Annotated in this window: 15 protein-coding genes; 9 read left to right on the top strand and 6 right to left on the bottom strand. The window is 49.6% G+C overall.

Annotated features, from left to right (window positions below):
- Nucleotide 1: 1 nt before the first annotated feature.
- The gene (locus tag FQ179_RS05940; RefSeq protein ID WP_149396308.1) at nt 2-1,294 is read right to left on the bottom strand and encodes a glycosyltransferase family 29 protein; all 1,293 of its coding nucleotides are present in this window, start codon (nt 1,292-1,294) and stop codon (nt 2-4) included.
- A gap of 125 nt (nt 1,295-1,419) precedes the next feature.
- Entirely contained in the window at nt 1,420-1,839 is a 420-nt protein-coding gene (gene tagD, locus FQ179_RS05935) for a glycerol-3-phosphate cytidylyltransferase (RefSeq protein WP_149396307.1), read from the bottom strand.
- Nucleotides 1,840-2,833: 994 nt separating this feature from the next.
- Between tagD and FQ179_RS05930 the strand changes: the two genes are divergently transcribed.
- The 4 genes from FQ179_RS05930 (at nt 2,834) to FQ179_RS05915 (ending at nt 8,254) form a co-directional block, all read left to right on the top strand.
- Nucleotides 2,834-3,811 (top strand): SIS domain-containing protein, encoded by a 978-nt coding sequence (locus FQ179_RS05930; protein ID WP_149396306.1) that lies wholly within the window; start codon nt 2,834-2,836, stop codon nt 3,809-3,811.
- A 77-nt stretch (nt 3,812-3,888) separates the two neighbouring features.
- Nucleotides 3,889-4,731, top strand: coding sequence for a 3-deoxy-8-phosphooctulonate synthase (gene kdsA / locus FQ179_RS05925; RefSeq protein WP_149396305.1), 843 nt, complete (start codon nt 3,889-3,891; stop codon nt 4,729-4,731).
- 9 nt (nt 4,732-4,740) lie between these two features.
- Nucleotides 4,741-6,087: a 3-deoxy-manno-octulosonate cytidylyltransferase gene (gene kdsB / locus FQ179_RS05920; RefSeq protein ID WP_149396304.1), complete on the top strand. Its 1,347-nt coding sequence runs from the start codon at nt 4,741-4,743 to the stop codon at nt 6,085-6,087.
- A gap of 604 nt (nt 6,088-6,691) precedes the next feature.
- A complete protein-coding gene (locus tag FQ179_RS05915; RefSeq protein ID WP_149396303.1) occupies nt 6,692-8,254 on the top strand; it encodes an alkaline phosphatase in 1,563 nt (520 codons plus the stop codon).
- 217 nt (nt 8,255-8,471) lie between these two features.
- Here FQ179_RS05915 and FQ179_RS05910 read toward each other — a convergent pair whose 3' ends face one another.
- Both FQ179_RS05910 and FQ179_RS05905 read right to left on the bottom strand, forming a co-directional pair.
- Nucleotides 8,472-9,725, bottom strand: coding sequence for a polysaccharide pyruvyl transferase family protein (locus FQ179_RS05910; RefSeq protein ID WP_149396302.1), 1,254 nt, complete (start codon nt 9,723-9,725; stop codon nt 8,472-8,474).
- A 6-nt stretch (nt 9,726-9,731) separates the two neighbouring features.
- Nucleotides 9,732-12,065 (bottom strand): glycosyltransferase, encoded by a 2,334-nt coding sequence (locus FQ179_RS05905; protein WP_149396301.1) that lies wholly within the window; start codon nt 12,063-12,065, stop codon nt 9,732-9,734.
- 485 nt (nt 12,066-12,550) lie between these two features.
- On the opposite strand from FQ179_RS05905, the gene FQ179_RS05900 reads away from it, so the two are divergent.
- Nucleotides 12,551-13,528 carry an SIS domain-containing protein gene (locus FQ179_RS05900; RefSeq protein ID WP_149396300.1) on the top strand — a complete coding sequence of 326 codons (978 nt, stop codon included), beginning with the start codon at nt 12,551-12,553 and terminating at the stop codon, nt 13,526-13,528.
- A gap of 258 nt (nt 13,529-13,786) precedes the next feature.
- Here FQ179_RS05900 and FQ179_RS22435 read toward each other — a convergent pair whose 3' ends face one another.
- Together FQ179_RS22435 and FQ179_RS22885 are read right to left on the bottom strand one after the other, a co-directional pair.
- The gene (locus FQ179_RS22435) at nt 13,787-13,951 is read right to left on the bottom strand and encodes a hypothetical protein (protein WP_223146199.1); all 165 of its coding nucleotides are present in this window, start codon (nt 13,949-13,951) and stop codon (nt 13,787-13,789) included.
- 30 nt (nt 13,952-13,981) lie between these two features.
- Nucleotides 13,982-14,104 (bottom strand): helix-turn-helix transcriptional regulator, encoded by a 123-nt coding sequence (locus FQ179_RS22885; RefSeq protein WP_223146198.1) that lies wholly within the window; start codon nt 14,102-14,104, stop codon nt 13,982-13,984.
- 644 nt (nt 14,105-14,748) lie between these two features.
- On the opposite strand from FQ179_RS22885, the gene neuC reads away from it, so the two are divergent.
- From neuC to FQ179_RS05875, 4 genes are read left to right on the top strand one after another with little or no spacing between them, the layout of a single operon-like run.
- Entirely contained in the window at nt 14,749-16,032 is a 1,284-nt protein-coding gene (neuC, locus tag FQ179_RS05890; RefSeq protein ID WP_223146197.1) for a UDP-N-acetylglucosamine 2-epimerase, read from the top strand.
- Nucleotides 16,029-16,700: a cytidylyltransferase domain-containing protein gene (locus FQ179_RS05885; RefSeq protein WP_149396299.1), complete on the top strand. Its 672-nt coding sequence runs from the start codon at nt 16,029-16,031 to the stop codon at nt 16,698-16,700. Before neuC ends, FQ179_RS05885 begins: the two co-directional genes overlap by 4 nt.
- Nucleotides 16,700-18,319: an N-acetylneuraminate synthase family protein gene (locus tag FQ179_RS22845; RefSeq protein ID WP_149396298.1), complete on the top strand. Its 1,620-nt coding sequence runs from the start codon at nt 16,700-16,702 to the stop codon at nt 18,317-18,319. Before FQ179_RS05885 ends, FQ179_RS22845 begins: the two co-directional genes overlap by 1 nt.
- The gene (locus FQ179_RS05875) at nt 18,316-19,668 is read left to right on the top strand and encodes a DUF6716 putative glycosyltransferase (RefSeq protein WP_149396297.1); all 1,353 of its coding nucleotides are present in this window, start codon (nt 18,316-18,318) and stop codon (nt 19,666-19,668) included. Before FQ179_RS22845 ends, FQ179_RS05875 begins: the two co-directional genes overlap by 4 nt.
- The last annotated feature ends 114 nt before the right edge of the window (nt 19,669-19,782 follow it).

Genomic DNA, 19,782 nt, shown 5'->3' with positions numbered 1-19,782 from the left:
TTTAATCCTGGCTAGTAATCTCTTTCAACAATAAGGCTTCTTTATCCCAATTGTGCAAATGTATGCCAATGTCCACATTGTCCTCAAAATAATGAGCTTCGAAATCAGCATTCTCTACAAAATGGCTAAAGCCATATATTTGAGATTGAGGAATTTTTCCATTTATTTTAAAAATCCAATACAGTAAGGCTAGTCCCGTGCTGGGAAGCGCATCCAGCTTCCGGATTAATTCTTGATATATGCCACTAGGTATTGCCGTAAACTGAGTTTCTCTAAGAAATAGCGGGTATACATATTGATAAGCATCTCTTCTCTTGACGGCGAAATTATTAGAAGCGAATATCTCTAACTGATTCTGGCCGGAATGGTCGGCTGTGATTTCTCTGTTTGCAACTCGTAGCCATACCGTTTGTTTTGTACCATAATCTTCTGGTTCAGATAGCGTATAGTTGTTCATACGAATTACGACTTTAAAGGAATCGATTTTTTTACCGCTGCCTAACCCTTTTTCTGTAGGAGCGTTTCCTATAATACAAAAATTCCTATTATTTTCTTTGATTAGGGCTACGAATTTTTTCCGGCCGTCCAAAAGCTGCAGGTAGATCAAGGAGGCTGCCTTACTGTGAGGATCAGTAGCCCACTTATAAACGACTGCCTGATGCTGAAGGTATAACGCTGTTGAGTTGTTTTGCCAATAAGTTTTTCCTATGCTTTTGCCTATACGGCGAGCCTGGGGAATTGCCTTTTGTTGTAATAGAATTGTTAGCAGTCGAATCCGTTGATATCTTGTGAGATGAGGATATATTCTTCTTCCGGCTAAACGTTTTATAATGGGCTTCAATTTTTCAGTGCGATATCCAAATCTTTGCACTAAATAATCGGTATGTCTAAAGTTCGCATGGATTTCACAATTTCTATTTGTTGCCAGTTTAAACACACGTTCGGTATTGGCTGAGTAGTCTCTGTTTTTTAATAATGTATCGGCCAACAAATAAGCGAAATATTTATTATTAGTGTGCTGAAATGTACGCCGGATTATTTCTAATGTTACGGTATCGTGATCTTTTATGTGTAGGCAATGTAGGCAGCAATAAAAATATATTCCTAAGCGTCTTTCTATTCGAGAGGGCGTTGTGATAATTCGCTTCCATGGGAAATAGGCCATGATAGGCATAAATAGCATGAAGAAATTTCGATACAATCCATATCTAGTTTGATATATTTTGTTTATTCTTTTTTGTAGATTTGAGTGTGGATGTATGTTTTTTTTCTTTCTTTTCTTCATGAAAAACATGGTGTCTTTGCCTGCGTGCCGTGCCGATAAATATTTGAGCCATTAATTAACTGGGTTAATATGGCTCAGTTATTAAGCTTAAAAATGAAAACTTAGGTCGAGGCGACCTAAGTCCTAGTGATTGTTTATGCCACCGCCCTGAGCTGTCCTTGGTTACCTTTCTCGATGTGTCTTTTGATCTCAGTAGTTGAAATGTCTTGCGTTCGCGGCAGATAAACAACTTCGCAGTGTTCCTTCAGAAAATCAAACTTGCCGACCCAATCATCACCCATAACGAATGTCGAAACTTGTAGGTGCTGAACATCATCTTTCTTTTGTTCCCAAGAGCTTTCTGGGATTATGAGATCAACACAACGCAACCCCTCCAGGATTTCTTTTCGATCAGGGTAAGGGATCGCCGTGACCTTATTTTTCATTGTTAAGTTGAACTCGTCCGTGGATAGTCCGACGATAAGACGATCTCCATATGATCGTGCACGTTTTAAGAGGTTCAGGTGCCCGATGTGGAACAGGTCAAATGTTCCATATGTGATTATTGTTCTCATTCTTTCCAATATCTCATTTACGTTTTGGCGGACTCTCCGGAAGTAAGATTTATTTTCCACAAGCGAGTAAGCTAAACGAGATTAAAATTTTTTTAAAGGTGTAAGTATACTATAATCTGATAAGATTATACGTTATCGTTGCACAATGTTACTTTGAAGAGCGTAAACCTCCACTTTCATGGGGGCTCCTGGTCTGCTACGCGCCCAATTAATTATGTTGAAAAAGTATGCGCACTACGCTCAAAGTTTTTTCACAGCGTTAGTATTCGTGAGAGATCAGGTGTGCTGAATGCTGGGCTAGTTACAAGAAAAGAGCTCGGTCGCTGTGCGTTGGAAATGGCGGGCTGTGCCTTGCGATGACTAGTCGGTGCATCATCGGCATTGGTTTTTTAAGCAATATATGGGATGAAGATTTAAAAAAATTTCTTTTATTTTTTTCGATAGCGAAGTTGATTATTTCACTTGCGTAAACACAGTTCGGGATTACCCGTTATTCGCTCGCCTCATGTAAACGATTCGAGCGGCTATGTTAGCCGGCGCCATCGTAATAACGATCTTGTGTCCTTGTGTGGGACTTTGCCTCAATCAAGTTGGCTGAGATGCTCCAGACCGCTTGATGACTGAAGCCGAACGCTCGAAACCTTGCCGTGGGTGCGGCAAGGTTCTGTGCAACTGGATTCCTGGAAGCAGGGTTTTGAGACGGTGGATGCAAGCGGTACCACGGCTGGCAAAAATCTGTTGCTGTAAACTGGAAAAGGTCCCTTCATGCAATAAATTGGCGCCGGCTGAAGTGGCAGCTCTGCTTGTATTATCAACGGAAGCCGAGGTCAAAGTGATCAACTCGTTTATAGTGGCTGGTATCCCTTACCGCGTGGCGGTTGGCTCAATTGAAACCATTGGCGCTACAATACGTCCCAACAAATCTTGGGATGGCGCACTTGCTCCGACATCTTGTCGTGGGGCTTTGCTATCTATGTGCTTTCGAGAAAACTGAATGACAAACCTATCCAAATCTATCAGTATTCCTTCGGCCCAGAAGGTCCACGTCGCATATGCCGTACAGGCACTTAATACACAGGCTGAGGCTATTAAGCACCTTGCAGCACGCATTAACGGCGACTTCGAACAGTTGGTCGAGATGATTCTAGCTTGCAAGGGCCGTGTTGCTATCTGTGGTATGGGGAAGTCTGGCTTGGTAGGGCGTAAGACGGTAGCAACTTTGGCGTCGACTGGTACTCCCAGTTTCTTCCTGCACCCGGGTGAGGCCTTTCACGGTGATCTGGGGATGATTACTCCTAGTGATTTGATCATATTGATTTCGTACAGTGGTGAAACCGAAGAGGTAGTCAAACTCATTCCCAGCCTTAAAGCTTTCGGCAACACGATTGTTGCTATAGCAGGCGATGGTGAATCGACCTTGGTTAAAAACGCCGACCTTTGGATTGATGTTTCAGTTGAACGGGAAATCTGTCCTAATAACCTTGCTCCTACGACCTCGACACTGGTTACGATGGCTATAGGTGATGCGCTAGCAGTGGCACTCATTAACGCTCGTGACTTTAAGCCCATGGACTTCGCACGCTATCACCCGGGGGGTAGCTTGGGTCGACGCTTACTTACTCGCGCTCGTGATGTAATGCGTAAAGATCCTCCTGCGGTTCAGTTAGCGACAGCTTTTCACGACTGTTTACTCAGTATGACTTATGGGCGAATGGGCTTGGCTATCGTGATGGATGAAGGGCGGCTTGTCGGTATCGTTACCGACGGTGATATTAGACGTACACTGCTAGCACACGGTGACGCTACCAGTCTCAAAGTCCCCGATTTCATGACTCGAGATCCGCACACAATTCCAGCAGATATGCGGATAGCAGAGGCGGAAGCTTATATGAGAGAGCACAAGATACGCGCACTCGTGGTTACCGAACCAGGCAGTAAAGATGTCATCGGTGTTGTGGAGATTTTCGACTGAAGTCGCTATGCAGACGACCATCGGTCAGCGTGTTGCGGATTAAATGCTGCTAATTCATATTTGTTTTTGAGGTTTCAATGATTGTCATCAACGACCAGATTACGGTCTCGAATTCAGCGCCGTTTGTGTTGTTTGGCGGTATTAACGTGCTTGAGTCGCGTGATCTGGCATTGCGTAGCTGCGCCGAGTACGTGCGCGTAACGCAAAAGCTGGGCATACCCTATGTGTTCAAGGCCAGCTTTGACAAAGCCAATCGGTCGTCCATCCACTCTTATCGCGGCCCTGGGCTGGAAGAGGGCATGAGGATGTTTGAGGCGGTTAAGGCAGAGTTTGGTGTGCCGGTGATTACCGATGTACATGAAACCTGGCAGGCCGCACCGGTGGCTGAAGTGGCTGATGTGCTGCAGCTGCCGGCCTTTTTGGCGCGACAAACTGATTTGGTGACGGCGCTGGCCAAAACTGGCAAGGTTATCAACATTAAGAAGCCGCAGTTTCTTAGCCCGACACAGGTTGGCAATATTGTTGAAAAGTTTAAAGAGTCTGGCAATGACCAGCTCATACTTTGCGACCGCGGCACCTGCTTTGGCTATGACAACCTGGTGGTGGATATGCTGGGTTTTGGCGTCATGAAGCAGGCGTGCAACGATTTGCCCGTTATTTTTGACGTTACGCACGCGCTGCAGCAGCGCGACCCGTCAGGCGCGGCCTCGGGCGGGCGTCGTCAGCAGGTGGTTGATTTGGCCAGGGCAGGGCTGGCAGTGGGCTTGGCAGGTTTGTTCCTGGAGGCCCACCCCGACCCCGACAACGCCAAGTGCGATGGGCCCAGCGCTTTGCCGCTAGATCAGCTTGAGCCGTTTTTAACGCAGCTAAAGGCGCTGGATGATGTGGTGAAGTCGTTCAAACCTATTCTTATCGCCTAAGGCCCGGTTATGTTGAATGTAGTATCTCCTACCGTTGCTATTGTTATTCCTGCACGATATGGATCTACCCGACTACCGGGTAAGCCGTTGGCCGACATCTTGGGCAAGCCTATGGTGCAGCATGTGTACGAAAGAGCGATGCAGGTGCCTGGCGTGACACAAGTTGTTGTCGCGACCGACGATGAGCGAGTGCGTGCGGCAGTACACGCATTTGGCGGATCCTGCGTCATGACGTCTCCGGATCACCCGTCGGGTACAGATCGCCTTGCGGAGGTTATGGAGCAAGTAGAGGCTGACATTTACGTTAATCTCCAGGGTGATGAGCCATTAGTACGTCCCAAGGATATTGCGCTGCTTGTTAGCAACATGGCGGCCTCGTCTACCATACAGGTGGGTACGCTTTGTCATCGAATTAGTGCTTCCGATGCGGATAATCCAAACAACGTCAAGCTGGTGCAGGCAGAGAACGGCGACGCGCTGTACTTCAGCCGGGCCAAGGTGCCGTTCTCTCGCGATGGGGATGAGGTGCCGTACTTAAAGCACGTGGGTATATACGCCTATCGTCGCGAAGTACTTGCAGCTTATGGACAATATAGTCAGCCCATGATGGAGCATGCTGAAAAACTTGAGCAATTGCGGCTTTTGTCTGCAGGCATTCGCATACGCGCATTTGAAGTTGACGAGGCGGGGCCTGGAGTTGATACGCCCGCGTGTCTTGAGCGCGTAAGGGGGATTTTGGGGGGAGGCGTACCCGCCACTAAGGTGAGCGACACCAACAACTCCAGTAGCAGCGCAGCCCTGCGCGGGACCGCTGGGTGGCCGTCGTTGAATGGCGTCAGACTCGTGATTACTGACGTTGATGGTGTGCTAACTGATGGCGGAATCTACTACGACGAAACAGGGGAATGTCTTAAACGCTTTCATGTACGCGACGGCCTGGGCATCCGGCTACTTGAAGAAGGTGGTGTACGTGTCGCAGTTCTTTCAGGCAGGGATTCACCCACGTTGCGTAAACGTCTAGCCGATCTTGGTGTGTCGGTGTACAAGCTTGGTGTGAAAGACAAGTTTTCCGCTTGCCACGAATTGATGGCCGAAGTGGGAGTCATTGCAGAGACGACTGTTTTCGTGGGTGACGACAGCATTGATCTACCAGCCTTCGCTGCTTGCGGCTTGTCGTTTACTGTGGCGGATGCGCCATACTATGTAAAGGCCAAGGCAAGTGCCGTGCTAAGTTTGAAAGGCGGACACGGCGCACTACGTGAATTAGCCGATGCCATTTTGTCAGCACAAGGGAAAAGTCATATATTTGATTCTGCTGAGGGCTTTGGGACAATAATGGCTGGGGCTGTGCAGTGAGTAGCGGAACCGCATGGCGCAAATGAGCCGTGTGTCCTTAGTGCTCAAGGTTAACCGGCCTGAGATAAACTCCATAAGACTCAAGCCCCGGTTCGGTTTCATAGTCTCAGTATAATCAATAAGTATAGTGAGCCTATTTGGCGCTTCACGGGTAAAGGCAAAGCAGGCGCAGTAAATTACATTAGATGCCAAACAAGAGAAAGCGTACGATTACAGATTAGGCGATGGCACGAAAACCGATACCTACATTGTTTTGTGGACGGGTTGGTGAACTGATCAAGGGATCGATGCCGATTGATGTGGTTGAGGATTCGATGCGTGCCTTAGATGAGGCGAGCTTTTGGCGCTATGATGGGCTTGTATTTAGAGGCGGTCTGGGCAGCTAGGGTATGCAGTCCAGTTCACGAGCACAACGGCGCCGGTTAATAAGTTATTGGCAGAAAATCTGGATTTCTGGTGGCAAATCTGAATGTCGACGACCTTGAAGTATCTGTAGATAAGCTGCTTTGTCCAGGTTAGTGCCCGAGATACAGCTTGTATCCTCACCTTGTGATGATACATTTATCGATAAAGGGCCTTTACTCTTGCCAAGGGGCACAATGAGATGAACCAGCAACGTCGTACTCTATTAAAATTGCTGACGTTGGCGGTTGCAGCTCCGACCACGGCACTTGCGTTGGTAGTACCAATCAAGTTCGCCGCAACGCCGTTCCAGTTAGGTGTAGCTAGCGGCTCTCCAACAGCTGATGGTTTTGTTTTATGGACACGCTTGTCGGCACCTGAACTGAATGCTGTTCCCGCAGTGCGAGTTTTATGGCAAGTATTCGACCTAGATAAACCGAATCAAATACTTGCCCATGGTGAATATGCAGCTCTGGCTGAGCTTGCACATTCTGTTCATGTAGAAGTTGATGGTCTTGCCGCTGATCGATGGTATGGCTATCAATTTCAGGTTGCTGGGTATGAAAGCGATCAGGGACGTACCCGCACCCTTCCTAGCAGAACCGCTACGCCAACGCGCTTGCGTTTTGCTTATGCTTCATGCCAAGGCTGGGAGTCTGGGTTTTACGCCGCTTATCGGCATATGCTGGGTGAACGATTGGATTTGATAGTCTTTGTGGGCGACTACATTTACGAAGGGCCGCCCAGTAAAAAACCTGATGCAGTTCGAACGCACTCGTTGCGTAGTGTGCGAAATTTGGCCGATTATCGTGCACGCTATGCCTTGTACAAAAGTGATCCTGATTTACAGAGGATACATGCTCATTGCCCTTGGTTGGTCACGTGGGATGATCACGAGGTACAAAACAATTACGCTGGGTCATTTTCCATGTATGAGACCAAGGCATTCAACAAACGTCGTGCGGCAGCCTATCAAGCTTATTATGAGCATATGCCATTGCGTACCAGTACGCTACGGGCGGGCCTTCGAGGCTTGAAGGATGGGGCAGAGTTGCGGATATACGATAGAGTGGACTTTGGAACATTAGCCGCCTTCCATGTACTCGATGATCGTCAGTACCGTGACGCGCCGTTGTGTCCAAACGATCCAAAACCAGGTGTAGCAGCGGTTTGCATGGCACCAGAAGCGTCACGCAGTATACTGGGAGAGAAGCAAGAAGCGTGGCTAGGCCAAAGTTTTCTGCGTTCAGTAAAACAGGGCGTAAGGTGGAATGTTATTGTCCAGCAGACGCGGTTTACTCCAGCCAACTATCGCTATGGCCCAGGCAGAAAAATGTCGATTGACAACTGGGATGGATATCCACAGGCGCGTCAGCGGCTATTAGACTCTATGCAGCGCAGTCGGCTGCGTAATCCCGTTATTGTGGGAGGCGATATTCACCAGAACTGGGTGGCCCGCGTACACCATGATCCTTACGATGTTAAATCGCCATTATTAGCCAGTGAGTTTTGCGGCACTAGTATTTCCTCTACAAGTTCGCGTACGCAAGCTCAGGCAAATCGCCTGATGGCAACTAACCCTCATTGCCTGCTCGACAATCCTGTAAAAAGAGGTTATGGCGTGGTTGAGATTACCCCAGCTAAGATGCTTGTGAAATTACGAGTATTGGATAATGCACTTGATGTCGATTCAGGTGTGGCAACACTGGCCCAGTTTGAAGTTGCAGACGGAAAATTTGTAGGGAGAGCTGAAGCGGCCGAATAATCGGCATTTTCTTCTCTGGTATTTAGCAAAAAACGTCAGCCTCTGCAACTGAGCGCATTACTTGCACGATACCTACTTCAGTCGGTAGCAGCCGGACTATAGGCAATTGTTGCCTGTAGTGGCAGTGTCGCGCGTCAACTATCTTGGTCGGTCAAGTTAATGGTCGCTGAACACGGCAGGCTGATCGGCAATCCAAGTTGACCTAGTATGCTATCGCTTATACCGTAGCGACCGGCGCACGCTCCGATCCAATTAGACGATCAGCCAGTGCGGCTATATTCGGTGAAATAATCAGCTCCAAACCAGCCGCCCCAATCTGCTGACAAAAATTACCAAGCGTAATCTCATATCTCTTTTTAAACCTCGCCATAGCTTCACTGCTCAGATGCATGTCCACGAGGTCAGCAAAGCTATGTTTTTTAAGGTCGGATACCTTAGCATTAGGTATCCCATGAAAAGCAGTCAGCTCAGCCACGCGGATATCTTCATATAGAACAATTGCAGGCGTACCCGCCTGCATGGCCGCTACGCCGCCGTGAATGCGATCTCCCACATATAAGTCGTGAAACGAGGCAGCCTGCCGCCAAGACCCTGCATCATTAAAGCAATAATAATGATCAAAGCTTCTGTTGATGCCGAAATGGTTCTGCAGATAGCCGTTCATAAAGCCGGCGTCTATCTCTGAGCTTGCTTCGTTGTATAGGCCTTCGATGCCTAAAATATCTGTGTACGCGGAGAGCTCGCTTTGAAATACATAGCTCACATGTTTTTTAGGCAACTTGGCCATTAATGTCATGATCCGGGCTTTTTGTGCATCTAGCAGTCTTGGGTGCAAGTGGCCTGCTGTCATTACGCGCATTGAGCGTCTATAGTGCGTAGGTTTCAGGCTTCGGATGTTCTGCGGATAGGCGAACATGCTTGGGCAACCGATAGCCTTGGCTTTTTCAAACCCCGCCTCATGGCACCATTCTTGTGTACGGTGGCCGCGCACGCCGAATAAAACGCTGCGATCGTTCAGCACTTGCAAAAGTGCGACGGTGGTTGGGTCTAGGGCCTGTATGCCGTCGCTCAAGGTGTCTTGAAGGCCGACTCCTACAGTGACAATGGGTATGTCTATGGCTTTGATGATATCGGTTAAAAACCCGTCGCTGTCGCCTTTTCGGATGATGTTCGAAAAGGTCAGGACTACGGCGTCAAAGTGTTCTCGCACGAAGTCTTTGATGTAATCAATAGATTTTCCGCTCTTTCTCAAGGCAGCTAAATCCATTTGAGCTGAGTTGGGTCTGTCAAAGTCAAGCAGTTGCAACATGGCCATTCTATGGATCATGTTGCCTTTGTTGCCCGTTAGTTTGTAGCCGTCCACGTGATTGCCGATGGTGGTGCCGGAAGACAGGGGCACACCTTGCTGAAAGGCTGTTGAAACGGACGAGGTGTACAGAGTTTGAGCGGGGCGATAGAAAAGAAGACGCATGATGTTCTACCTTTTAAATACTCGGTACATGCCAAGCACAATTGGCGACCTTGACTCTTCGAAATAACGGCGTGGGGTTCTGATAAGCTTTTTTATCTTTTTCCAGGACCTATTCCCACTGTGGTGATTGACTGAGTAGGACGCGTTGGTGACAAGCTGCGTTTCGCTAAATGTGCCTAGGCGCGCAGAACCATCGTTGGATAGGGGGCTAGCAGAGTTGTGGCCGGTCGTTTGAGAAAGCATGATTGCGTTCTTGGGCTGCACAGAATCTGCTGCGTTGATGGCCGCTTGTCTTTGCTGATAAGCCTCCATGCTCATTGCTACTCGGTAACGGTCAAACAGTATTGATTCGCGGCGGATGGCTATGTCTTTGTTGCGACGGCGGTTGTAACCCCCTATGCCTGGCACGCGAATCTGATAAAAGTCGATGTCGGTAGTGGCCGTCATGCGTTGCCCGGTTTCTTTCCAGGCTACCTCGCGTGTTTTGAACGTGCCGAAACTGTAAAAATCGTCGATAAGGTATGAGGTAAACCGAAGAACGCGTTCTGGGTCTGGTCGCGCTCCGCTATCGAGTAACTGATGGATCTTGTCGACAGTGGAGGCCTGTTCTGCTAGCCCGGGTTGTGCATAAAAGGCTTGGCCGGCTGCGATGGTGAGTTTGCCGTATATGAGCGAAAGCAGGCCTACGCCTGAATTAATTACCAGCGTGGCATCGGCTACGGCAAGCAGGTCTTTAACGTTGTTACTGTTTGCCCATTTAACGCCGGGCATATCGGGTAAGTCGTCTTCAAGAGGGTGCCGTTTTGCGACGATTGCCCAGTTGGACGGGAGTGCGTCTGCTAAGGTTTTTACCAAATTAACGAAGTTATCGAACGTTTCAATCTCACCGCAAAAGTACTGGATTACGGTATCACTTGGGCGTTGAAACGGTACAAACAGTACTTTTTTGCCTTCAAGCCCGAGTTGCTTGCGGGTAATAAGTTCACCGAGACGCTCTGGTTGTTTTTCAAGTGACGCATCAAGGGCTTTTTCTTCATTGATGTAGTCCATAACCTTCAGGCGTTTTTTATCGCTCAGGGGCTTGTCCCAATACGCTGCATGGTAGCTTTCGCTTTCTGCATTAAAGCCGTTGGGGTCAATGAAAACTGAGTCACGTAACGCCCCGCGCTCGCACACAAAAAAAGGTAGGCGGGCGGCTTTGACAGCCTTATAGATAGACTTTACATGCTCGTCTGCATAGGGGTTAAAAAACACGACACGATCCGCTTTACCATGCTGGATCAGGTTTACGATTGATTCTGGTGTTTCTCTTTTCGCGTCAAATAGCTGTATGCGGCCGAAGTAGGGCGCCGTCAGTCTGTTGTATACAAAGGGGTTTTTATTGAAGAAGATGGATGACCCGGCTTCTGGCATTGGCAAGGCCCAGGGTTCATGACTGTCTTTGGCGAATTTGAGTAAGTTTTCATTGAACAGCTTTTCATTAGCGCTTTTACGCTTCATGTAGTCGCCATTAGTTTCCACCGGGTGCCAGGCATGAAACAAAACAATGCCCTTGTAGAAAGTTAAATCACCAAACAAGCGATAAATACTCTTCCAGCCTTTGTATTCGACAATGTTCTTAAAATTTCGATAATCTTTGGAAAACTCCGAGGGTAAGGGGAATTTTTTGCTAAGACGTATCATCCTGCAATTAAACTCGAGGTCTTCATACCCCCAGCCCTCAAAGCTTTCATCTACACCGCCATGGGCCATATACCAAGGGCGGCTATATACGGTGACAGAAGTTCCGGTGGAGAATTTTTCGATAATCTCGTGATTATCTTCAAGCAGTGCATGGGTGAACTTTTGTTTTCTCAGTTTTGGCGCCGTATTAAAATACTGTTGAGTGCCTTGTTTGGTTAGATAGATGACGCCTACCATGATGAAGTCAGAGACATCATTGTGCAGCTCGCGAACCTCGATTTCGGTTATAAGATCTTTATAGAAATCATCATAAGGTACGAGGTCAACGTCAAGGAACATAACAAAAGGCGTGGTTGACTGAGACACACCAATATTTCGGCATCGCCCGAAGCTAAACAGCTTATCTGCTGTTTCCAGGCGTATAAGACGCATACCATTGCGTTGACATGTTTCTTTGATTTGCTCGTCAAAGGGCGCTGCTGAGCCATCGTCGACGACAAGAAAGTCTACGTGGTTGCTGTTTTCAGCATTCTCCACCTGATAATGTAGCCTTTCAACTACATCCGGTCGAGATGACGTAGCCCGTAAAGGAATTATGACTGTTAAGGTTTTGCTCATCTGATTAATCCAGCCGTTTTGGTTGCGATTTTGAAACAAATTAGGGTGAGCTAACGGTAGTTTTTCACAATGACTTAGCGCTAATCAAACATTTCATAGTTCAATACTGTATCTGGGGGAATATGGTGTCGGAAGTCTAGACGAAGTAAGAAATACATCAGAACAAATATTTAAACAATTCGTAATTGAACGAAGATTTTATCTTGAGAAGAGTACGTCCAGTTACAAAAAAATATTGTGAAAAACAATTATTTAATATCATTGCCATAATTGATCATTAGTAAGTTATTCATGCTTAATCTTGCAATCAAGTTTAATGCGTATAAGTGTGCCGATTATTAAGATTTTATTAAATTACAAAATGACTGTGGCTGATCTGGTGTCCTCTGCGTATATACTTGCGTTGCTCGTGAGGCTTTTTCTATGGGAAGCCGCCCACGACCACTAGCTAATTAATTGCGCCAATGTGTTGATTCATCCATTCCAATCAGCAGATGGCTTTTTTTGCACCTAGAGCAATTTGAATGACGAATTTATCCAACGCTAGCAGCATTCCTTCCCCTCAGAAGGGCCATATCGCATGCGCAGTACAGGCCCTCAATACACAGGCAGAGGCCATTAAACGTCTGGCAGCGCGTATCAATGGCGACTTTGAACGGTTGGTTGAAATGATTCTCGCCTGCAAGGGTAGGGTGGCTGTGTGCGGTATGGGCAAGTCTGGCTTGGTGGGGCGAAAAACCGTGGCGACGCTGGCGTCCACAGGCACCCCAAGTTTTTTTCTGCATCCAGGCGAGGCGTTTCACGGCGACCTTGGCATGATCACACCAAGTGATCTGATCATCTTGATTTCCTACAGTGGTGAAACGGAGGAGGTGGTCAAGCTCATCCCCAGCCTGAAAGCGTTTGGCAATATCATTGTTGCGTTTGCGGGCAATAGCGAATCAACCTTGGTTAAGAACGCTGATCTTTGGATAGACGTTTCAGTCGAACGCGAAATTTGCCCTAACAATCTGGCTCCTACAACGTCAACCTTGGTGACGATGGCCATAGGTGATGCGCTGGCCGTCGCGCTTATCAACGCACGCGGGTTCAAGCCCATGGACTTTGCCCGCTATCACCCAGGGGGTAGTCTCGGCAGACGCCTGCTTACCCGTGCCCGCGATGTGATGCGCAAGGATCCTCCAGCGGTACAGTTAGCGACGACTTTTCACGATTGCCTGCTGCGCATGACCTATGGCCGCATGGGCCTGGTTATCGTGATGGATGAAGGGCGGCTCGTCGGTATCGTTACTGACGGCGATATCCGTCGTACCTTGCTGGCGCATGGGGATGCTTCAGCATTGACCGTGTCTGATTTCATGACCCGAGACCCACACACCATCCCTGCAGACATGCGGATCTCAGAGGCAGAGGTTTACATGAGGGAGCACAAGATAAGGGCTCTTGTGGTTACTGAGCCGGGCAGTATTGATGTTATCGGTATTGTTGAGATTTATGATTGACTTCATTTTTCGGCGTGAGCCAACTGAGCTTGATGTAAACGTGCGGCGGCGGTCTATGACGGATGGTATGTCACGATCGGGAGTGTCTCAAGATGCTTTTCTATGGCCGTCCTGACGTCTTTATGCATAGGCAGGTGGTTCTTTTCGCTGGCCCAGCGCTGCATGAAAAGCGCAACGGTTTCCTGTGCGGTATCTATCACCAGCTGGCGCGGTAAGGCGGCCTTGGCGGCCAAGTGCCCAGGGTGGAAGCGTTTGCCATTACCAATCGTCCTCATCCAGTGAGTAGGCGGGCCTGGGTTCGGTGGACGACTGTTGTTGCGAGGACGTATGTGCTGCCTGACGCGCAATCAATTGCACAGCGGGCATGGCCTTGCGCGGTACAAGTATTACTTCAAGATCGAGAGCGTTGGCGATGGCAATCAAACTGGAAAGCCGCAGGTCTACCTGATTGCTTTAAATTCTGGAGATGTGTGACTGTGGCACACCGGCCAGTTTGCTAAGTTGGCGCTGGCTCAGGTTCTTGGCAATGCGTGCTTCACGCAGGCGATTTGAGATGGGTTCGAGGCTATAACGCATAGTGATGTGGATTTATGCATCAAAATGTTCATGTGATGCATAAAACTATATCACATTAGTCGAATAAACCGCATTTCGGCAGTTAGGTCATGCCGTCGAGATTGGCCTCGTTTATTCGTGCTCAACCCCATTACGTTGGCAACCGCAGGCTGTCAGTTTCACGTAGTCCAATAAATACATCTCAAACTACAGAACTGAGCAATAAAGATCCAATTCCTTCAAGTTCTGGCTTTTTCACGCCAGAATAGAATTCTCCAGACAAACTAGCCCGATCAAAACACCAGGCAGATGCCTTGGGGTTGATAGGGCTGTGCACATTCATGTGTGGACAAATTCAGCGCCCTGTTCGGGGTCAAAGAGACGGGCACATATTCGTGAGAACGTAAGTACTTGTCTTTAATCGGCCTTTTTTTCGTTCGTACTGTTTGAATTTACAAAAGCCAGCTGTTTCTTCTTGTGCATCGGCAGCAAGCTGTCTTGCATGAGGGGGGGCATTGGCTAATGCGATTCATATGGCCTTTAAGGGTCTCTGGAGCGAGCTAGCGAATTCGAGTCTGCGTGCCTGCGAGCTGGCAGCGTCAGCCGTTGTGTGGGGCGCAGTCACTCTAGTTTGTGTCAATAGAAAAAGTTAAGTTTGGATTTTAATGAGCAAGTTGAAAAACCCGCCCGGCTTTCCCTGTCAAAGGCTGACCATGCCAGCAACCGGGTGCGACGAAATACGCCGTCTGGTGCAAGAGGATAAAGCCAACCCCATCCGCAAAATCGTATTCATCACCGGCACCCGGGCAGACTTCGGCAAGCTCAAGCCCCTGATGCACTACCTGGAGCAGCGCAGTGACATCGAACTGCATGTCATCGTCACCGGCATGCATATGCTTAAGTTATATGGCAGCACGTATCTTGAGGTAAAGCGCGAAGGTTTCACGCACATTTACTTCGTCGCCAACCAGCACGCCAACGAGCCCATGTGCTCAATTATGGGTAACTCCGTCTGTTTGTTTTCTAGGCTTATTGGCGAGATAGCGCCGCATCTTATTGTGGTTCATGGCGATCGCCTGGAGGCCTTGGCAGGTGCGACGGTAGGGGCGCTTAGCAATACGCTGGTTTGCCATATTGAAGGTGGTGAGCTGTCTGGCACGGTGGATGACTTGATCCGCCATGCCGTGACCAAGCTGGCGCACATACATATGGTGGCCAATGACGATGCCGCAGCGCGGTTGGTGCAGCTTGGGGAGTGCGGCAGCAACATTTATGTGATCGGTTCGCCAGACCTTGACGTGATGCGGTCTGACACCTTGCCGTCTTTGCAGCAGGCATTGGCGCACTATCAAATACCTTCCGCTAACTATGCCATTGCCATGTTCCACCCGGTGACAAGCGAAGAGGCCGACATGCCGGCATATGCCAAAGCCTTCTTCTCGGCATTGGAAAAAACTGGCGATCGTTATGTGGTTGTCTATCCCAACAATGATGCGGGTACCGGCGCCATATTGGCAGAAATAAATAGGCACCGAGAAAACAGACGTTTTTCTGTTTTCCCCTCCATACGGTTTGAACATTTTCTGACGCTATTAAAAAACGCCAACTACATAATCGGAAATTCCAGCGCAGGCATTCGTGAAGCGCCTTTTTACGGAGTGCCTACCGTTAATGTAGGTACACGACAGAGCAGGCGTTATTTTTGTGAGTCTATTTTTAATTGCGGTTACCACGAGCAATCGATACTTGACGCTATTCACAAGGCAAAATCGTACACAAACTGCAGGCGATCTATGCCCTTTGGGGATGGCAACAGTGTTGAGAAATTCGCGTTGGCGTTGAATTCAACAGGGTTCTGGCAGACGCCGTTTCAGAAGGCATTTGTTGATATCGATGTTTGTACCTCAGATGAGCCGTTGCCAGCCCTTTGCCTGGAAACGGCTGCATGAGCAGGTTTGCAATAGTGCCTGCGCGCAGCAACTCCAAAGGCGTGCCCGGTAAAAATCTTAGAACGGTGGGTGGTGTTTCGCTGGTCGCCAGGGCTATTCAGACAGCTGCTGAGGCCGGCATCTTTTCCGACATCGTCCTGACCACTGACGGCGAAGAAATCGCCGAAGAAGGCAGACGAGCAGGGGCCAGGGTTGTGATGCGGCCGGCAGCACTTGCTGGCGATGATGCTAAATCCATAGACGCCGTGTGCCATGCACTGGAATACATGGGGGTAACGCAAGGTATTGCCGTTTTGCTGCAACCTACCAGCCCCCTTCGTAGCGTCATGGATATCGTCAAGGCAGTGCAAACCTTCGAAGACGCGGGCCAAGGGTGCGTGATCTCTGTGTGCGAGTGCGAGCACCATCCGTTCAAGACTTTTTATGTAGAAGAGGCCGCCGCACGCCCGCTGCATGATTTCGCCCACATGGAGCAACCACGTCAGTTGCTACCGCCCATGTCGAGGCCCAATGGCGCCATCTACGTCAACACTGTTGCCGATCTTCTCCGTAAAAAATCCTTTTTTGTCTCGCCGGTAACGCTCTACGAAATGAGCGCCACTGCGTCGATTGATATCGACACAGAAACAGATCTTCTATTGGCAAATACCTTGATCAGGAATTATTGATGCACGCAGAATTTAGTATCGGCAACCGCAAGGTGGGCCTGGCGCATGAACCGCTGGTGATTGCCGAGATCGGCATTAATCATGAAGGCAACCTGGATACCGCGATCGTCATGGTGGATGCAGCGCAGCAGGCGGGTGCGGAGGTCATTAAGCATCAAACGCATATTGTCGAAGATGAAATGTCTGACGAGGCCAAGCAGGTTATCCCGGGTAATGCCGATGTGTCTATTTATGAAATCATGCAGCGCTGTGCTCTGAGCGAAGACGATGAGTGGGTACTGATGAATTACGTAAATGCCAAGGGCATGCAATTTATCAGCACGCCTTTTTCACGCGCCGCGGCGTTGCGGTTGCAGCGTATGGATATACCTGCGTACAAGATAGGCTCAGGGGAGTGCAATAACTACCCGTTAATTAGGCTGGTGGCCTCGTTTGGTAAGCCGGTTATTGTTTCTACAGGCATGAATAACCTGAGCAGCATCGCAAAAACCGTGGGCATTCTTCGTGCCGCAAAGCTACCGTTCGCACTACTGCATTGCACCAATGTTTACCCCACACCGCATGAGCTGGTGCGTTTGGGCGGCATGACGGCCTTGGCTGCGGCCTTTCCAGATGCCGTCATAGGTCTGTCTGACCACACGGTTGATAACTATGCCTGCCTGGGTGCCGTGGCGTTGGGCGCGAGCATACTCGAACGCCACTTTACCGATTCTATGGCTAGGCCTGGACCCGACATCGTGTGTTCCATGGACTCTGCGGCGCTGTCTGATCTTATTGCCGGCAGCAGGGCCATCTTTAAGGCCCGGGGTGGCAACAAGGGGCATGCACCAGAAGAAGAAGTGACCATGCAGTTCGCCTTCGCATCCGTGGTGGCCGATGCTGACATAGCCCCCGGTGACACGTTTTCTGAAGATAACCTATGGGTGCGGCGGCCTGGTACGGGGGATTTTAATGCTGGTGATTATGAGAAGTTAATCGGCAAGACTGCAGCGCGGTTGATAAAGAAGAGGAGCCAGTTGCGGCGGGGTGATGTAGTTGAGGGTGACGGCGGTCAGTTGGCATTCGGCCGTGTGACTGCGAGGCAGGACAGCAGTGGTGCGAGCCAAAGCAGCAATCCAGGCCGTGGCGCGGAGGCAGCGAGCCAAGGTAACAGCATAGGGCAGAGTGATGGTGCGTCGAGTCAAGAGAATAAGCCGGGGCGAGACGGCAATGCAGTGAACCAATGCAGTCAATCGAGTCAGAACTTTGATGTGGCAATGCAATACAACAATCCAGGGCCGAACAAGGCTGCGAAGAGCCAGGCGACTATACCTGGACGGCATGCTGATGCGGCGGGCCACAAGAACCCACCAAAACTGCAGTCTGAAACAGCATCTCAGACCAATCAGCTTGCACATAATGACGCGGCAAAACGCTTAGGCGTTCTTCTCATAAAGCGTGTCGTTGTCGAAAGCACGGCCACCCAACCTGAGAAAAACATAACCAATCAACCCAAGGCAAGCACAGCCAATCAACCTAAGCGTGGCCGCGCTACAGAGCGCGCAGGCAGCGAGTTAGCGTCGGATGGCACTGCCGCCCATACCGCCCGTCAACCACAGCGGGGCGGCGTAGCAAAATGAAGTGTCATAGCATTAAAGTTGTCTACCGCTCATTCGCCCATGAAAAAGCCACCCGTCTTTTGACCCGCAAATTACGCGAAGCAGGGTGCCGTGTTGATGCCATCAGTTTGAATGATTTCGGCGGTCCTAAAGAGGCCGCGCGTGAACTAAGCGACGCAGATGTCGTTGTTTTAAGCTGCGGTGGTAAAGACATAAACGAAATACTCAGCCTGCTGCGAGACCGCAATGGCAAAGCGCTAACGGTTGCCTTGTTCCCCGGTATTGTCGTGCCCGAGCAGCTTGAGGCCTTTGTGTCGCGTGTTCGTTGCAGCATTACGCTGTTGAACTCACAGTTTGATGCGCGTATCTATCGTCGCGTGTGTAAGGCGCTGGGCATGCCCGATAACGGCGTGGTGTTTGGTGCGGCGTGGTGGGATGACATCGATGAGCAATGCGATGTGCAAGCGGCGGATACGCGGCAGGAGTTCGAACACGCAAATTTAATGAAGCGTCAGCTGAAACAAGAGAGCACCGCGCCACGTGAGCCCGAACACGTTGGGGTTATGGGATGCAAGCCAGAGCTAGAAAATACTACGGGACGTGAACTGGAACGAGCTGATGCCAGGAAGCGAGATTTCGAACAAGAGGTCGCCCCAGTCTGTGGGCACGAACACGCGGATGTTGCGGACAGTAGGCAGCAACAGACCAGCGCCGACCCTTGTCCCCCAGCAACCGTATTCTTTGAACAAGTTGACGTACCGTACGGTGCTGAACAACGCGCTCGGCTGGTGGATTTGTTGATCGCACTGGCGACACGTTTTCCTGCCAGAACGTTTTACATAAAGCAGCGGCACGCCACACAAACAGGTAAGACCGACGATGGCGCGTGCCTGCCGCTTGCGGACATACTCAATTCAAAGCCGCGCCTGCCCAATAATCTGCAGATTACAGACCAGGACGTGTCGCAGCTTTTGGCTATGGCCGACTCTTGCCTGACCATATCAAGCTCGGCAGGCATCGAGGGCATACTTGCCGGTAAGCGCGTGTACATACTGGGTGATTTTGCTTCTCGACAGAATTTCACCCACTATTTTAAAAACAGCGGTCTTATGATGCCAGCTGACGCTATCGATTTTTGCAAGGGCGGTTACCCCACTAAGACGTGGCAAAGTGCCAATGTGGCCAACCCCCATGCTTGCGCCGAGGCGGTGTTGCAGCGTGTACTGAACGGTACCGCTCAGCCCAGAGCCATTACGGTTAAACGGCCTTTATTGCGTCTGTGCCTCTTCTTTCCGTTGTTGTGTTTGAGGTATGGCCGGCCTCTCATCCGTCGGGTGCGCGTTACCTTGATCAGGGTGCAAAATGGCTGAGCAGATCGCCTATTTCCACCTGCTGTATCTGCGGCATGTTCGGCCTCTTATCCTCCCTATGCGGTTTCTACGACGTGCTCGGCCTCTTATCCGCTCCATCTGGTTTTTACGGCG

This window comes from Pusillimonas sp. ANT_WB101 (genome assembly GCF_008369125.1).
GTDB lineage: Bacteria > Pseudomonadota > Gammaproteobacteria > Burkholderiales > Burkholderiaceae_B > Allopusillimonas.
This window is presented reverse-complemented; position numbering and strand designations above follow the sequence as displayed.

Coding starts and splice junctions, on each gene's coding strand:
- FQ179_RS05940 (WP_149396308.1), bottom strand. CDS start 1,294: ATGTTTTTCATGAAGAAAAGAAAGAAAAAAAACATACATCCACACTCA.
- tagD (WP_149396307.1), bottom strand. CDS start 1,839: ATGAGAACAATAATCACATATGGAACATTTGACCTGTTCCACATCGGG.
- FQ179_RS05930 (WP_149396306.1), top strand. CDS start 2,834: ATGACAAACCTATCCAAATCTATCAGTATTCCTTCGGCCCAGAAGGTC.
- kdsA (WP_149396305.1), top strand. CDS start 3,889: ATGATTGTCATCAACGACCAGATTACGGTCTCGAATTCAGCGCCGTTT.
- kdsB (WP_149396304.1), top strand. CDS start 4,741: ATGTTGAATGTAGTATCTCCTACCGTTGCTATTGTTATTCCTGCACGA.
- FQ179_RS05915 (WP_149396303.1), top strand. CDS start 6,692: ATGAACCAGCAACGTCGTACTCTATTAAAATTGCTGACGTTGGCGGTT.
- FQ179_RS05910 (WP_149396302.1), bottom strand. CDS start 9,725: ATGCGTCTTCTTTTCTATCGCCCCGCTCAAACTCTGTACACCTCGTCC.
- FQ179_RS05900 (WP_149396300.1), top strand. CDS start 12,551: ATGACGAATTTATCCAACGCTAGCAGCATTCCTTCCCCTCAGAAGGGC.
- FQ179_RS22885 (WP_223146198.1), bottom strand. CDS start 14,104: ATGCGTTATAGCCTCGAACCCATCTCAAATCGCCTGCGTGAAGCACGC.
- neuC (WP_223146197.1), top strand. CDS start 14,749: ATGAGCAAGTTGAAAAACCCGCCCGGCTTTCCCTGTCAAAGGCTGACC.
- FQ179_RS05885 (WP_149396299.1), top strand. CDS start 16,029: ATGAGCAGGTTTGCAATAGTGCCTGCGCGCAGCAACTCCAAAGGCGTG.
- FQ179_RS22845 (WP_149396298.1), top strand. CDS start 16,700: ATGCACGCAGAATTTAGTATCGGCAACCGCAAGGTGGGCCTGGCGCAT.
- FQ179_RS05875 (WP_149396297.1), top strand. CDS start 18,316: ATGAAGTGTCATAGCATTAAAGTTGTCTACCGCTCATTCGCCCATGAA.